This is a genomic window from Archangium gephyra, assembly GCF_049060025.1.
Lineage (GTDB): Bacteria > Myxococcota > Myxococcia > Myxococcales > Myxococcaceae > Archangium > Archangium gephyra_A.
In genome coordinates, this window is record NZ_JBMEQQ010000002.1 from 1,828,904 (window position 1) to 1,844,143 (window position 15,240).

Consider the following 15,240-nt stretch of genomic DNA (forward strand, 5'->3'; position numbering starts at 1 on the left):
CACCCTGACACTCGCGTCCGGATGGGCATCGGGCTTGGAAGACTGAGACCCGGCACCCATGACGCACATCGGCCGCAACATCGGGCGGTACCGCATCCTCGAGGAGCTCGGCTCCGGGGGCATGAGCGTCGTGTACAAGGGGTTGGACACGGCGTTGGACCGCGAGGTGGCGGTGAAGGTGCTGCACCCGCACCTGGCCAACAAGTCCGAGTCGCGCCGGCGGCTGGCGCGCGAGGCCAAGGCGGTGGCACGGTTGCACCACCCCAACATCCTCGAGGTGTTCGACTTCTCGGCCGAGGGCGCGCAGGACGCCTTCCTCGTCACCGAGTACGTGCGCGGCCGCACCCTCAAGGAGTGCGTGGACGAGCTGGGCCGGCTGGAGCTGCCGGAGCTGGCCGCGATGATCATCCATGAGCTCGCCGCCGCGCTGGCGCACGCGCACGAGTCCGGCGTCATCCATCGGGATCTCAAGCCCGAGAACGTGATGGTGCGCGAGGACGGCGTCCTCAAGCTGATGGACTTCGGCATCGCCAAGCTGCTCGACATCGAGGAGCGGATGACCGTCACGGGCGCGCTGGTGGGCTCGCCGGCGCACATGGCCCCGGAGATCATCGAGGGCCACGAGGCCGGCCCCGAGACGGACATCTTCTCGCTGGGCACCATCCTCTACGCCCTCATCGTGGGCCGGCTGCCCTTCTCGGCCGCCAACGCCACCGCCACGCTCAAGCGCATCCTCGATGGGGCGTATGAGGATCCGCGCCAGCGGGTGCCCACGCTCTCGGACGAGTTGGCGGACATCTGCGCCACCTGCCTGGCGAGGGATCCGGCCCGGCGCTACCCGAACGCGAGCAAGCTGCGCGATGCGCTCGGGGACTACCTCGCGGGGCTCGGCTTCGCGCGCGTGGGCGAGGAGCTCACGTCCTTCTTCGCGGATCCGCCCTCGTACCAGAAGCTGATGCGCCCGCGGATCATCGCCACGCTGCTCGAGCGTGGAGAGCGGCTGCTCGCGGAGAAGCGCATGGCGCGGGCGCTGGGGTGCCTCAACCAGGTGCTCGCGCTGGATGGCACCAACGCGCGGGCGCTCGGGCTGCTCAAGGGGCTGGAGCGGGAGCGCCGCGTGAAGCTGTGGCGGGCCCGGGGGCTGAAGCTGGGCGCGGGCCTGCTGGTGGCCTCGGTGCTCGGCGTGGGCTTCCACCTGTTCCAGCGGCGCGCCCCGGACGCCCCGCCCACGGCTCCCGCGAAGGTGACTCCCGTGAAGGTGACGGAAGGCGGCGTGGTGGCACCCGCGAAGAAGACGGAGCCCCCCGGGCCGCCGCTCCAGACCCCCCCGGCCCCGGCCTCCGTGCGGCCTCTCCCCGAGAAGCGGCTCGCCGCGCGCGCCGAGCCCGTGCGCCCCGAGCCCGTCCGGGCGGTGCCGGAGCCCGTGTCCATCCTCGTGCGTCCCTACGGCTACATCCGCGTGGATCAGGGAGCGCGCAGCGAGCAGGCGCTCGCGCGGCACGCGGTGGCGCTGACGCCGGGCCGGCACACCGTCACCATCACCTGCGACTACTGCGAGGACGCGCAGGAGATGATTGAAGTGAAGCCGGGGGTGGAGAACGTCTTCCCCCTGCGCGCGCTGCTGAAGAGCTCGCGGCTGTCCTTCGCGTACGAGCCCGCGGACGCGGTGGTGCGCGTGGGCGGCGAGGTGCGCACGGTGCGCGAGTCCCAGGAGCGTCCCTTCGAGATCCACTCGCCGAGGGGCCCGGCGAGCTTCCAGCACCGCGTGGAGTACGAGGTGAGCCACAACGGCTACCTCACCGAGAAACGCGCGGTGAGCATCGAACCGGGCAAGCCCACCACCCTGCGCGGAGCGCTCGTCGCCGAATGAGCCGCTGCCTCCGCCTTCTGTTGCTGTGGGGGCTGCTCGTCCCCGCCGCCGTGTTCGCCGAGGAGCCGGTGGACGCGGAGGTGGCCACCCTGCGCGCCACCTACGAGTACGGCCGTTACGCCGAGGTGCTGGAGCGGGCGGGCATGCGGATCGATCGGGGCCGGCTGGCGGACAAGGAGCTGGCGGAGCTGCACAAGCTGGCGGGACTGAGCGCCTTCCACCTCAACCGCGCCGAGGACTCCACACGCCACTTCCGCGCGTTGCTGCGGTTGGAGCCCGACTTCAACCTGGATCCCTTCTCGGTGCCGCCGCCGGCGGTGCAGCACCTGGACGGCATCCGCGATCAGATGTCAGCAGAGCTGGAGCTGGTGCGCCAGGAGCGGCGGCTGCGGGTGGAGCGGGAGCGCACGGAACTGGAGCGGCGGGAGCGGGAGCGCGTGGCCGCCGAGGAGCAGCGCCGGCGCGTGGAGGCGCTGTCGAGGCAGGTGACGGTGCGGCAGGTGGAGACGCGCAGCTTCCTGGTGAACTTCGTGCCCTTCGGGGCGGGCCAGTTCCAGCAGGGCCGTACCGGCCTGGGCACGCTCTTCGCGGCCTCGCAGGGAGTGCTGGCCGTCACGAGCATCATCTCCTTCTTCGCCTACGACTCGCTCATCGAGACGGAGGACGTCACCGTGGACGACATCCGCGGGCCCCTGGACGTCACCGTGAGCTACATCCCCACCGCGCGCAAAAGGGAGGCCGAGGTCTGGACGGGGCTCAAGTGGGGCTCGGCCGCGGGCTTCTACGCCGTCTATGCGGCGGGGGTGTTGGATGCCCTCCTGCACCACCAGGAGCAGGTGGTGAACACGCGCATCGAGACCTTGCCTTCCACGCCCGACCCGGCCACGCCCCGGGCGAGCCTCCACCTCTATCCCACCTCTGGCGGCGCGGGTGCCGGTTTCACCCTCGCCTTCTAGGAACGCGTCGACATGGCCAGCCTCACCGTCCGCAGCCCCGAGGGCAAGGTCCGCACGGTCCCCCTCCACAAGCGCATCACCAGCATCGGCCGCGCGGCCGACAATGACGTGCAGTTGGAGGACCCGGCCGTCCCGGACAGTGCCCTGCACGTGCTCTTCGATGGAACGCGCTACCAGTTGGGCAGCCTGGGGGCGGTGTTCCAGGTGAACGGCAAGAAGCGCGACAACCACGTGCTCGCCACGGACGACGTCATCCGCGTGGGCGGCACCGAGCTCGTCTTCGCGCGCGAGGACGCCGCACCCAGGCCGCCTCCGGCCCCGCTCCTCTCCGTCACGCACGAGGGGACGTCGGATCCGGACTCGCACACCCGGGACGTGCCGGGCGTGGTGGGCCGCGAGCTGGTGCTGCTGCGCCGCCTCACCGCCTTCAGCGAGCGGCTGCTGGGCACCTCCAGCCGGGACGAGCTGCTGGAGGGCCTGCTGGACGAGGCCATCGAGGTGACGCGGGCGGACAAGGGCTTCCTCATCCTGCGGGAGAACGGCGAGCTGAACGTGAAGGTGGCGCGCAACCTGTCGCGGGAGAACATCGAGGATGCGACGGCGCGGGTGTCGGACTCGATCATCGAGAAGGTGGTGCGCAGCCGCAAGCCGCTCATCCTGAGCGACGCGCTGGACGACCCCGAGTTCAAGAGCAGCAAGTCGGTGGTGAACCTGAAGCTGCTGTCGGTGATGTGCGTGCCGCTGGTGCGCAACGACGAGCTGTTCGGGGTGCTGTACGTGGGCAACGACAGGCTGGTGAACCGGTTCGAGCCCAAGAGCCTGGACATGCTCACCATCTTCGCGGCGCAGGCGCTGCTGCTCATCCAGAACGCGCTGCTGGTGAACGACCTGAAGCTGGACAACACGGAGCTGCGCAAGCGGCTGGACGACACCCACTATGGGGAGATCGTCGGGGCGTGCCAGGGGATGCTGGACGTGTACCGGCGCATCGACAAGATCGCGCCCACGGACATCTCGGTGCTCATCACGGGCGAGACGGGGACGGGCAAGGAGCTGATCGCCCGGGAGATCCACCGGCACTCGCCGAGGAGCAAGGGTCCGTTCATCACCATCAACTGCGGGGCGATTCCGGAGAACCTGCTGGAGAGCGAGCTGTTCGGCCACGTGCGCGGCGCCTTCACGGGGGCGGTGAACACGAAGATGGGCAAGTTCCAGGCGGCCATCGGCGGCACGCTCTTCCTGGACGAGATTGGCGAGATGCCGCTCCAGTTGCAGGTGAAGCTGCTGCGGGCGCTGCAGGAGAAGGTGGTCTACAAGGTGGGAGACCACCGGGGCGAGCCGGTGGACATCCGGGTGGTGGCGGCGACGAACCGGGTGCTCGAGGAGGAGGTGCGCAAGGGCACCTTCCGCGAGGACCTGTACTACCGGCTGAACGTGGTGACGCTGAAGCTGCCGCCGCTGCGGGAGCGAGGCGAAGATCTGTTCGTGCTGGGCAAGTACTTCCTGCAGAAGTACGCGAAGGAGTTCAGCTCGAAGGTGAAGGGCTTCTCGCCGTCGGCGACGGTGGCGATGAAGAAGTACGGCTGGCCGGGCAACATCCGCGAGTTGGAGAACCGCATCAAGAAGGCGGTGGTGCTGGCGGACAAGCCGTTGCTGGGGCCGGATGACCTGGACTTGAGGCCGGAGAGCCTGGAGCCGGTGCTGCCGCTGTCGGAGGCGCGCGAGCGCTGGCAGAAGCAGTACATCCAGGAGGTCTACGAGCGGAACAACCGCAACAAGACGAAGACGGCGAAGGATCTGGGCGTGGATCCGCGCACGATCTTCCGCCACTTCGAGAAGCTGGAGGCGGAGAAGAACGGCGGACCGATGCCGCCCGGCGAGGACGGCGACGAGGAGTTGCTGTAGACGCGGCCCATCCGAGCGCGGTTCTATTGCCAAGGAACTCCGAGGCTTCTACCCTCCTCTTGCACCCGGCATCTGGCCGGAAAGCCAGAGGAGGACCATTGCGTTTCCTTTTCGTGTGTCTCTGCGCGACAGGACTTGCTTGTTCGCGTGGAGATCAACCTCTGGTCCATGCTGCTCCCCCGGCAGTAAGGACGGAGCAGCCCGTCCAGGCCCCCGAACTTCCGCCTGTGACAACACGCGAGAGCACGGGCGGTTCTGGAACCACAAGCTCCGTCCGCGTAGCGCAGAGGCGTGAGACCTACACCACCGGTAAAGGTCGATGCGCCATTGACGTGGCCTATCCTGAAATCGCCGGGCTCTCGTCGTCCGAGACGCTTGCGAGTGTCAACAGACTCGTTGACCAAGCCGTGCTGGCTACCATTCCGGAGAGTTGCCAAACGACACGCGACGCCTCGTCGGCGCGCAAGGGCGAGGGCTGCGCCGATCTACCCGACCCCGGGAAGACCGATGTGTCCGTCGAATATTCGGTAGGTCTGGTGAACGAGGGGATCCTCAGCGTCCGGTTGCACCGTACTGCCTGCACCAACCCGAGCCTCCATCCCGATGACACGGTCGAGGGGCTCACCGTCAATCTCGCGACGGGCACGGTGTATCAGGTGGCGGATCTGTTTCGCCCCGGTACTCCATGGCAAGAGACCCTGACCCAAGCAGTGCGCGAGAAGCTCTCGGCGACCACTAAGGTGGGCACCAACGTACCGATCTCGGTGCACCGCTTCTTTTTGAAGGAAGGTGCGCTCGTGGTGCTTCGGCCAGTCTCGGCGCGAGCCTTCCATTCGATCGACGTCGAGGTACCGTTGAAGCGAGTGCAACCCATGCTGCGCGCCGACTTTCCGGGGAGCAGCGATGGAAAGTGATTCGACTCAACACCGAGCGTAGACGGCTACTGTTCAAGCTTACATGTAAAGAGGGGGCGACATGATCATCAAACGGGGAAGTAGGGGGCGCGCGGTCAAGACGCTTCAGCACTGGTTCAGGCGGCTGAATCAGCCGCCTCCGGCTCTTGATTCGTTGGGGACGTTCGGCCCTCAGACCGAGGCCGCCGTCATGCAATTCCAGGCCGCTCATCGAATCACCCCCGCCAATGGAGTCGTCGGACCCAGTACCTGGGCTGCGCTCGGCAACGTGATTGGCACGTACATCTGGCTCAAGGAGCCGGGCCCCGCAGAGTCGCTGGTTCGATTGGGCACGGACATCGTCCTGGGAAGCCTCACGTTCCGGCATGACAAGTTCATGGCGGACTACATGGGCACCTACGGCGTCCTCAATGACTCCGCTGCGCATGGCCTCTCGATTCTTCTACGGTTCATTGATCGCGATCCCCAGATTAGTGATGTCCGGTGGGCCGCATACATGCTGGCAACGGTCAAGCATGAGTGCGCGGACACCTGGCAGCCCATCGAGGAGTACGGGAAGGGCGCAGGGTATGCGTACGGCAATGCGGTGACTGTGATGGGCTCCGACGGGCAGAACTACTCGAATGCGTACTACGGGCGCGGGTACGTGCAGCTCACCTGGAAGAAGAACTACAAGACGATGAGCGACATCCTGTACGGCGATGATCGTCTCGTGCTCCATCCTGAGCTCGTCCTCGAGCCGGACGTCGCCTACAAGATCATGTCTCACGGGATGCGCAACGGCTCGTTCACGCTGAAGTCACTCAGCGACTACATCAAGGACGGGAACTGCAACTACGTCAACGCGCGACGGATCATCAACGGGATGGATGAGGCGACGAGGATCGCTGCCTACGCCAAGGAGTTGGAGCGGATGCTGCGGGCGAGCCGCTACGGCTTATCGAAGTAGGTTCAGCGAATCGCTCATTTACGAGAACCACTCCTTCGGAAGGCGGCCTGTCTTCAAGCACACCTGCGAGCTGCACGCGAAGTTCCCCCAATACGAGAGCCTCCTTGGCACCTGAGAGGCTGTTGAACTGGGCAGACTGAGCGCTCCGAGCAATGGCCCACTGTTCGCGGTCGGGGCACGAAGTGCATGCGCCTGATGCCGCACGCACCCGTACCGACCACCACGCTGGTGGACGACTCTTGCTTTGTCGCTGCCGCCACGTCCGCTGCCGCACCACCTCCTGGTTACCTTCCAGAAAGGTAGGGTCGTGGATATGACCGGGCAAGTTGTGCCCTTGGAGAGGCGTCCTTACCTCAAGAGGCATGAGCGACCTTCCCATGCCCGCCAGGAAGCCGTATCCCACCGACCTCACCGACGAGCAGTGGGCATTGATGGAGCCCTTTGTCCGGGCCAGCGAGTGCGGACCCCAGGAGGTGCTGCATCCGCGTCGGGAGGTGGTGAACGCCATCCTCTACATCACCCACACGGGGGCGCAGTGGCGCTACATGCCGCACGACCTGCCGGACTGGCAGCTCGTCTACCACTACTTCGACCTGTGGAAGAAGAACGGCACCCTCAAACGGATACACGACACGCTGAGAGTCAAGGTGCGCAAGAAGGCCGGCCGAAAGGCACAACCCACCGCGAGCATCCTCGACAGCCAGAGCGTGAAGACAACGGAAGAGGCGGAAACGAAGGGCTACGACGCAGGCAAGAGGGTGAAGGGGCGCAAGCGCCACCTGCTCGTGGACACGTTGGGCCTGGTGCTGGTGGCGTGGATATCGACGGCGGATGTGCAGGACAGGGATGCGGTCCAAGCCGTGCTCCCCATAGCTGCGCAGGAGTACCCCACGCTCCAGATGACGTGGGCAGATGGAGCCTACCAGGGGGAACAGGTGGAAAAGGTGGCCAAGGACAGTGGCATCAACCTCAAGGTGGTGAAACGCTCGGACAAGGACCGAGGCTTCGTCGTGCAGGCGAAGCGCTGGATTGGCGAGCGCACCTTCGGCTGGCTCAATCGCGAGAGACGTCTGTCTAAGGACTACGAGCGCAAGGAGGAGTCTTCCGAAGCTTTCATCCACCTGGGCATGATAAAGCTCATGCTGCGCCGGCTTGCCTGATTACCCCTGTTCAACACCCTCTGAGTCCCCGGCCACGCCCCTGGGCTCCCTTGCCCCTGGTTCGTGTCCGGGCGCGTTTGATCGCTGTCATACCCGGGAGTGCCCCGCCGCCTGCATCATCCTCGGCAGGGTCCAGAGCCCATGTGCCCTCCGCCCAGCGTTTCAGGCACTCGGAAGCCTCGAAAGGAATCAGACCCTTTCCCTTTGCGGCCTCCTCCAAAACCGCCTTGGCCTCCGCTGTTCGATGGCGCAACAGGAAAGCCGCCGCGGAGGTCCGCACGTCCATACTCCGATGAGTGAACAGCATAGCGAGCGCATCCCGTCCAGCGTCACCATGGGCACACAGCTTATTGAATGCGGCAATGGCTTTCTTCGCGTGCTTGTTTCCGGTCTTCGCATCCCCGTTGAAGATCTCCCAGGTTTGCGCCTCTACATGGTAGGCGAACGCATCAACGAGTTTGTCGAACTCCGGCAACGGTTCACTCACCGGACTTGCCCCGACGATGCCCCCCGCCACGCCCCGGGGAGCCCTTGTTGCCTCGGGTTCGTGGCCGAGCGCGCTTGACCGGTGGTTCGACCGGCTCGACAGGATCCAGGGCCCAGGTGCCCTCTTCCCAGTTCTTCAATGTCTGGGCGGAGGCAAACGCCACGAATCCCTCTCCTTTCGCAGCCTCTTCCAGAACGGCCTTGGCCTCCGACGTCCGGTAGCGCAACAGGAAAGCCGCAGCAGTGGTGCTCACATCCATATTTGAATGCTTGAACAGCACAGCAAGCGAATCCCGTCCGGCATTGCCATGCGCGCACAAGGCTTTGAATGCAGCCAGATATCGATCTGCGTGCTTGTTCCCGGTCTTGGCATCCCCTCGCCATATCGCTTTGGTCTGCGCTTCTACATTCAGCGCAAACTCCTCAACCAGCGTTTCAAGATCCGTCATGGCCATACTCCGTTCTTGATATTTTTTATGGCCAGCAATCCAAATTGGCGTTGTGCCTCATAGGACTGGGTGCTGAGCCACTGCCAAACTGTTAACGTATGTGAGTTGGTGAAGCGGACGGATTTCGAGGAGTAGAACGCGCTGATGCGGTCATGAAGAGCCTTATCCAGCGCAATGACATTCTCCGTGTTGTGCAGGGACTGCCCCCCGAACCGCGTCACGTTGCCCGGGGTCTGCTCCACGAGGTGATGCCACTCCTTGCCCTTGCCCGCTGGCCCCATGGCCGACTTGAAACCACTCGACGAGCCCCACGCCCTGTGCCCGTTGGGCAGGAGCGTCCCCCGCCCCGGTGACGGAGTCCCAACCGCGGCGCTCCGGGTGGCCATGGCCGCCACGTGAGGCGCCAACACGACGCGAATCGCTCCCTCGGGTACAGAGACGATGACGCGCTCGGCGCCGGTTGCCACATTCAACAGGCCCAGGCCGGTGCTTGCCTCGACCGTGCGCGAGGCCTGCCCGAATCCCGGCAGCTTCGGAGCCTTGGACGCGAGCGCCACCGTCTCCCCTATCGCCGCAGTCCCCACGATGAGAAGGATCCGCACGCTGTTCGGGCCGATGACTCGGCCGAACCGCTCACCGATCTCACGCAACTCCGCGAAGGTGGAGGCTCGCGGCGCATCCGCGTGAAGCCGCGCATAGGCACTCAGCAGATCGAAGAACTCCCACCCGAGATAGCCCCACAGCAGCACGGTGAACGCGGCGGCCAGGCCCTTGGTCACCGGCTCGGGCACGGGCGCCACCAACAGCGCCATGTAGGCCGTGATGGTGATGCTGAGCGTCGCCAGCAACCGCGTTGGGTCGAGCATCGCCCGGGCTTCCGCGTCCAGCCCTTCCAGCGCCGGCCCCACCGCCAGGGCAAGTGCGAAGCTCCGTTTATCGTCGTCTCGCAGTTGCGGCCCGTCCTCGAGCAGCGTCAGGCAATCCCCCGGTGTGCCGCGCCGCTCGCAATAACGCCCGTAGGACCGTGCCAAGTCTGATGGCCCCCCGTCGTCACAAGGCGAGGAACCCAACGCCAGCTTGCGCCCCACAGGCAGCGAGGAGTGCGAGATGGCCACCCGCGGCGGCAGGTTGAGCCAGAACGTCGTCAGGGCGGCCTGGAGGCTCCGAGTCGCCCACCCGAACCGGCGCGAAGTCCGTGGGCAGCGTGGCGAAGACCGCATCCCCTGTTCCCGCCCCCTCCACGAGCGGACCGTCATGGAAGCCCGTGACTCCTCTGCCCACGGGAGCCCCCGTGGCGCACGCTGTCACCAGCATCAGCGCCGCCAGGGCCAGCGCTCCCACGCGCGAGCGCCACCGGTCCCCCGGAGGGTACGAATCGACAGAAGGGTTGGACATCGCCGCCCCAGTAGTACCAGTTCCGGGAGTTCCTCCGGCCCGTCCCTCGGCCCGGCTGCCTGCCTGGCGAGGGACGCTCATCCCCGCCGCCGAGCGTCGAGGAATCATCCTGACAGGCCTGTCGCGGTTCCCTGCCCCTTCCGGGTGTGGCACCCTCGTCAAACCCCTGTTCCGACGATGAAATCCGCTCCCGACCGACTGGCCAGCGAATTGCTTGGGCTCCCCGCCATGAAGTGGTTCGGACTCGGAGCCGCCGTATGGCTCCTGGGGGGGTGCGTCATCCCCCAGGATGCGCCCTACCTCAGCGAGCTCCCCATGCAGCGCAACCGCCCCCCGCGGATCGTGGAGAACCAGGTGGTCCCCACCAATCGCATCATCCGGGGCTTCGGCTCTGATCTCTGCGTGCTGACGTTCACGGTCCCCGTCGAGGACCCCGACATCGGCGACCAGCTCCTCGCCTACTGGTTCGTGGACTACAACCCCAACCAGCCTCGCGGCGAGGATCACCTGGTCCGCATCGAGGCCAGGGGCACCAGGCCCACGCGCGACGAGCGCGCCTCCTTCCAGGTGAACTTCGGCTCCACGGACTTCAACCGGCTCAACCTCCCGGGCGACCACATCGTCGAGGTCATCGTCTCCGACACCCCCCTCGTGGAGCGCGAGCCCGAGGCCAGCTACATCATGCCGCTCGCGGACGGAGGCACCCTCATCGATCCCGGCTATACCGCCACCTACACGTGGTTCGTCAGGACCGAGGCAGGAGGAATCTGCCCATGAAAAAGCTCTCCTCTTTCGTGCTGCTGACCGCGGCCCTCGTCTCGGGCTGCGCGGGGGCGCCGGACATCGAACCCATCGTCGGCTGCCGCAGTGACAGCGACTGCGACAGCGACGAGGTCTGCTTCATCGATGGCTGCGGAGACCCGGGCAGGAACATCGTCGTGGAGGTGGTCCCCAACCCCCGCGTTGGCCTGTATGCCCAGGACTTCCGGGTGCAGGAGCTCCGGAGCCAGCAGAACATCGAGCTGTACGATGCCGCCGTCCTCCAGGGCCGGGTGCTCGTGCAGGGCATGACCTCCAGCGGCGCGTACTCCTCTCCCATCACCCTGCGCATGACGGGCGAGAGCCTGCTCATCCCCGGCGTGGTGCGCCGCCACGAGAGCACGCTCGTGCCCGACAACGGCGGCTACTCGGTTCCGGTGGGCGTGGGGCGCTACAACGTCACCCTGCTCACCACCGACTCCGAGCTGCCTCCCGTCTCCAAGACCAGCGAGGTGCAGCCGGGCCGCTCGGTGATGCTGGACTTCACCCTGCCCGTCTCCTCCGAGGCTCGTCCGGCTCTCCGGCACGGTGGTGCACCAGCGCGTGTCGCCGGACGAGGCGGAACTGGTGGATGTGGAGCTGGAGGTGCAGGCCGTGGACGAGGAGCTGCGCCCGCTCTCGCAGCGCACGACGGTGAAGCGCGACACGGGGGAGTTCACCCTCGCGCTTCCGCCCTCGGCCGCCGAGCGGCCCACGGTGGTCCTCCAGGTGGTGCCCACCTCCGCGCAGGCCGTGGTGCCGCAGAAGCTGTTCACCGTGAACCCGCGCCAGGGCAAGCTGGAGCTGGCGATGGGGGACTACGGCGAGCCGGTACGCTTCAAGAGCCGGGTGCTGAGCCGGGACGGACAGCCGGTGGCACAGGCCTCGGTGTCCCTGGCGGGCAAGGTGGGCGGTGGCGGGCTGTTCCGCAGCCAGAAGGTGCTCACCGACGCGAACGGCTCCTTCGAGCTCCTCACCCTGGCGAGCGAGAGCGGGAACCCGATGACGCTCTCCGTCGTGCCGCCGCCGGGCTCCAGCGCGGGCCTCACCCAGAGGTACGTCCAGGTGCCGCGCACCAGCCTCGTGCAGTCGCCGGACGTGACGTGTGGGGAGCGGATGAAGGTCCGCGGCACCCTGCTGAAGCCCAGCAGCTCGGAACCGGCCGCGGGCGTGCAGGTGGTGGCCGAGCCACTCGAGGACGTCCCCGGCTGGCCCCGGCCCGCGTTCCGCTTCGAGGCTCCGCGCACCACGGATGAAGGGGGCCACTTCGAGCTGGCGATGGATCCGGGCCGCTACCGCTTCGACTTCATCCCCACCGAGAACCTCCCGCGCGTCAGCCGCATCGTGACGGTGCGCCCCGCGGAGGGCTTCGCCACCAGCGAGGCGGCCCTGGAGCTTCTCCTCCTTCACCCTCTCCAAGGGCCGCAGCGTCACCGGGCAGGTCAGCTTCAACGGCTCGAATCCGCTGCCGGCCGCGCCCTACGCCTCCATCAGCTTCTTCCGCGTGGTGGACGTGGAGGGCAAGCCGTCCGCCCTGCTGCTCTCGCAGACGCTGGCGGACCAGAACGGGGCTTACTCCACCACCGTGCCCGCGCGCTGAACCGGTCTCCTGAGAGGATCGAAGGACCAGGCAGGAGAGCCAGGGCCCCCTCGGCGGCCCGCTCTCCGGGCCTCGGGCAGAGCCACCACGGGGGCGTGCCTACCTTGAGCACGGGAGGGCCGCCCTGAATCCGACACGCCGCTCGCAGATCTCCGCCCGAACCGTCTGGACGGTAGGGCTCAATGCGCTCGCCCTGGTGCTGCTCGCGTACATGCTCATCCAGGTGCGCGCCGTCTTCGTGCTGCTGGCGGTGGCGCTGTTCGTCTCCCTGGCGATCGATCCGCTGGTGCGCTGGCTCCAGCGGCGGGGACTGAGCCGGGGCTGGGGCGTGCTGGTGACGTTCCTGGGGCTGCTCGGGCTCACGGGGCTGCTGGGGGCCACGTTGGTGCCCCTGGTGGTGCAACAGGCGCACAGTCTGGTGCGCTCCGCGCCCGGGCTGGTGAGCGAGGTCCGCACCTGGGAGTGGACGCGGTGGCTGGAGCAGCGCTTCGACCTGGAGCGCAAGGTCCAGGAAGCGCTGGCGCACCTGCCGGACGAGGTGGCCCAGTCGCTGCCGGGCGTCGTCTCCACCACGGTGAACGGCGTGCTGGTGTTCATCACCGTGGTGACGCTCAGCCTCTTCGCCCTGCTCTTCGGGAAGGATCTCTACACCCAGGCGCTGGGGTGGGTGCGTCCGGCGCGCAGGCCCGCGGTGCGCGAGCTGGTGAAGAACATGCACCGGGCGGTGAGCGGCTACCTGGTGGGCACGGCCCTCACGGTGACGATGGGCGGCCTCGTCACGGCCCTGGGCACCTTCCTGCTGGGCGTGCCCTACTTCCTGGCACTCGGGAGCCTGTACCTGGTGCTCGGCCTCATCCCCTACATCGGCAGCCTCCTGATGGCGCTGCTCGTCTCCTTCACCACGCTGACCACGGTGGGGCTCAACCGGGCGCTGATCGCCCTGGGCGTCTTCCTCGTCTACCAGCAGATAGAGGGCAACCTCATCCAACCGCTCGTCCAGCGCCACTCCATCCGGATGAATCCGCTGCTCATCTCGGTGGTGCTGCTCATGGGCGCCGCCCTGATGGGGCTGATCGGCGCGGTGATCGCCCTGCCGTTGGCGGCGGCGCTCCAGGAGCTCCTGCGCGAGGTGCAGGAGGAGCAGCGCGAGCGGTGGGGCGGCGAGCGCGAGGACGGCGCCCCCCACCCCGAGGCCGCCCCCATGCCACGGGAGCCCGAGCCGCGGGACCGGGGCCCGCACGAGCCGGTGGGCCCCGCGCCTCATTAGAAGCTACCCGGCGGAACCGCCGGTGATCTTCCGGGAGTGCTCCTGGAAGTCCGTCCAGGCCTGCTCGAAGCGCTCCTGGGCCTGGGCCCAGCCGTCATCGTCGGACTGCTTGAGCTGGGACAGCGACTGCCGGACGGTGTCCAGCGCGCCGCGAATGCGGGTGAGCTCCTCCGGGGTGAGCCCCAGCTCCTCGGCCAAGGTCCGCAGGAACACGGCCTCCATCTGGCCGATCTGCGCGTCGATCTGCGCGAGCCCGGCCTCGTGTTTGTGGAAGGAGTCCCTCTTCTGCTCGTGCAGCCCCTCGGTCGTCATGGCGGTGCCTCCTCCAGCGGGAATATGCATTTGCTGCTTGCGCGTATGCAGGGGAGCGAATATTCATGCACTTCCATGCATAAGACGGCGATCGGCATCATTGGCGCGTCCGGGTACTCCGGCGTCGAGGCGACCCATATCCTGTCGGCCCACGAAAAGGTGGACCTGCGGCTGGTGACCAGCGACAGGTGGCAGGGCGAGGCCGTGAGCCGCCGTCTGGGCATCATGGGAGCGGCCGGGCAGCTCCGGTACACGCCGCAGGACAAGAGCGCCGAGCTGGCCCGGGAATGCGAGGTGGTGTTTCTCGCCACGCCGGCCGAGACGTCGCTGCACCTGGTGCCCGGGCTGCTCGCCGCGGGCGTGCGGGTGATCGATCTGTCGGGCTCCTTCCGCCTGCGCGACATCGCCACCTATCCGGCCTTCTACAACTTCACCCACTCGTCGCCCGGGCTGCTGGCGCAGGCCGCCTATGGCCTGCCGGAAGCTCTTCCGCGAGCGCATTCCCGGCGCGAAGCTCGTGGCCAACCCGGGCTGCTATGCCACCGCCTGCGCGCTGTCCGTGGCGCCGCTGTTGCGGGCCGGGCTGCTCGACGAGGGCTCGCTCATCTTCGACGCCGCCTCGGGCACCACGGGCGCGGGCCGCAAGGGCTCCGAGGACTTGAGCTTCAGCGAGGTGGACGAGGACTTCCGCGCCTACCGCGTGCTGCGCCACCAGCACACGCCGGAGATCGCCCAGACGCTCGCGGGCGTGGCGGGCCGCACCGTGCCCCTCACCTTCACGGCGCACCTGCTGCCGCTCAAGCGGGGCATCCTCGTCACCGCCTACGGGCGCCTGCGTCCGGGCACCACCGCCGCCGAGGCCCGCGCCGCCCTGGAGCAGGCCTATGCGCCCTGCCCCTTCGTGACGGTGGAGTCCTCGCCGGACGCGGTGAGCCTCAAGGGCGTGGTGGGCACCAACCGCTGCGCGGTGGCCGTGGCCGCCGACACCACCGGGTACGATCCGGGCCGCGTGGTGGTGACGGCCGCCATCGACAACCTGGTGAAGGGGGCGGCCGGTCAGGCCGTCCAGAACCTCAATCTCATGATGGGGTGGGAGGAGACGCTCGGCCTCTCCACCTTGCGGGGGTTCAATCCGTGAAGGTACCGCTCGGCTTTTCCTTCTCCGGCATCCACGCCGGC

General features: G+C 67.4%; 14 protein-coding genes and 1 pseudogene. 11 read left to right on the forward strand and 4 right to left on the reverse strand.

The window, feature by feature from the left end:
* The first annotated feature begins 58 nt into the window (after window positions 1–58).
* From ACN28I_RS07915 to ACN28I_RS07940, 6 genes are all read left to right on the forward strand, one after another.
* Window positions 59–1,870: a serine/threonine-protein kinase gene (locus tag ACN28I_RS07915; RefSeq protein WP_420941489.1), complete on the forward strand. Its 1,812-nt coding sequence runs from the start codon at window positions 59–61 to the stop codon at window positions 1,868–1,870.
* Window positions 1,867–2,826: a hypothetical protein gene (locus ACN28I_RS07920; protein ID WP_420941490.1), complete on the forward strand. Its 960-nt coding sequence runs from the start codon at window positions 1,867–1,869 to the stop codon at window positions 2,824–2,826. Before ACN28I_RS07915 ends, ACN28I_RS07920 begins: the two co-directional genes overlap by 4 nt.
* A gap of 12 nt (window positions 2,827–2,838) precedes the next feature.
* The gene (locus tag ACN28I_RS07925; RefSeq protein ID WP_420941491.1) at window positions 2,839–4,731 is read left to right on the forward strand and encodes a sigma 54-interacting transcriptional regulator; all 1,893 of its coding nucleotides are present in this window, start codon (window positions 2,839–2,841) and stop codon (window positions 4,729–4,731) included.
* A 332-nt stretch (window positions 4,732–5,063) separates the two neighbouring features.
* Window positions 5,064–5,645, forward strand: a complete 582-nt coding sequence (locus tag ACN28I_RS07930; protein WP_420941492.1) for a hypothetical protein — start codon at window positions 5,064–5,066, stop codon at window positions 5,643–5,645.
* Window positions 5,646–5,706: 61 nt separating this feature from the next.
* On the forward strand, window positions 5,707–6,594 hold the full coding sequence (locus ACN28I_RS07935; RefSeq protein ID WP_420941493.1) for a peptidoglycan-binding protein: 888 nt from the start codon (window positions 5,707–5,709) through the stop codon (window positions 6,592–6,594).
* A 362-nt stretch (window positions 6,595–6,956) separates the two neighbouring features.
* Window positions 6,957–7,754: an IS5 family transposase gene (locus ACN28I_RS07940; RefSeq protein ID WP_420941494.1), complete on the forward strand. Its 798-nt coding sequence runs from the start codon at window positions 6,957–6,959 to the stop codon at window positions 7,752–7,754.
* A gap of 10 nt (window positions 7,755–7,764) precedes the next feature.
* On the opposite strand, the gene ACN28I_RS07945 is transcribed toward ACN28I_RS07940, so the two are convergent.
* From ACN28I_RS07945 to ACN28I_RS07955, 3 genes are read right to left on the reverse strand one after another with little or no spacing between them, the layout of a single operon-like run.
* Entirely contained in the window at window positions 7,765–8,229 is a 465-nt protein-coding gene (locus tag ACN28I_RS07945) for a hypothetical protein (RefSeq protein WP_420941495.1), read from the reverse strand.
* Window positions 8,230–8,233: 4 nt separating this feature from the next.
* Entirely contained in the window at window positions 8,234–8,689 is a 456-nt protein-coding gene (locus tag ACN28I_RS07950) for a hypothetical protein (protein ID WP_420941496.1), read from the reverse strand.
* Window positions 8,686–9,720: a hypothetical protein gene (locus tag ACN28I_RS07955; protein WP_420941497.1), complete on the reverse strand. Its 1,035-nt coding sequence runs from the start codon at window positions 9,718–9,720 to the stop codon at window positions 8,686–8,688. The genes ACN28I_RS07950 and ACN28I_RS07955 overlap by 4 nt, the downstream gene beginning before the upstream one ends.
* 592 nt (window positions 9,721–10,312) lie before the next feature.
* Here ACN28I_RS07955 and ACN28I_RS07960 point away from each other — a divergent pair.
* From ACN28I_RS07960 to ACN28I_RS07970, 3 genes are all read left to right on the forward strand, one after another.
* Window positions 10,313–10,861 (forward strand): hypothetical protein, encoded by a 549-nt coding sequence (locus ACN28I_RS07960; RefSeq protein WP_420941498.1) that lies wholly within the window; start codon window positions 10,313–10,315, stop codon window positions 10,859–10,861.
* A 585-nt stretch (window positions 10,862–11,446) separates the two neighbouring features.
* Window positions 11,447–12,610 carry a hypothetical protein gene (locus ACN28I_RS07965; protein WP_420941499.1) on the forward strand — a complete coding sequence of 388 codons (1,164 nt, stop codon included), beginning with the start codon at window positions 11,447–11,449 and terminating at the stop codon, window positions 12,608–12,610.
* Between the two features lie 65 nt (window positions 12,611–12,675).
* Window positions 12,676–13,749, forward strand: coding sequence for an AI-2E family transporter (locus ACN28I_RS07970; protein ID WP_420948593.1), 1,074 nt, complete (start codon window positions 12,676–12,678; stop codon window positions 13,747–13,749).
* A gap of 3 nt (window positions 13,750–13,752) precedes the next feature.
* On the opposite strand, the gene ACN28I_RS07975 is transcribed toward ACN28I_RS07970, so the two are convergent.
* Window positions 13,753–14,061 (reverse strand): hypothetical protein, encoded by a 309-nt coding sequence (locus ACN28I_RS07975; RefSeq protein WP_420941500.1) that lies wholly within the window; start codon window positions 14,059–14,061, stop codon window positions 13,753–13,755.
* A gap of 75 nt (window positions 14,062–14,136) precedes the next feature.
* Between ACN28I_RS07975 and ACN28I_RS07980 the strand changes: the two are divergent.
* Window positions 14,137–14,496: pseudogene (locus tag ACN28I_RS07980) on the forward strand (N-acetyl-gamma-glutamyl-phosphate reductase); the annotation flags it as partial.
* Between the two features lie 34 nt (window positions 14,497–14,530).
* Complete coding sequence (gene argC, locus ACN28I_RS07985; RefSeq protein WP_420941501.1) at window positions 14,531–15,199, forward strand: N-acetyl-gamma-glutamyl-phosphate reductase; 669 nt, start codon at window positions 14,531–14,533, stop codon at window positions 15,197–15,199.
* The last annotated feature ends 41 nt before the right edge of the window (window positions 15,200–15,240 follow it).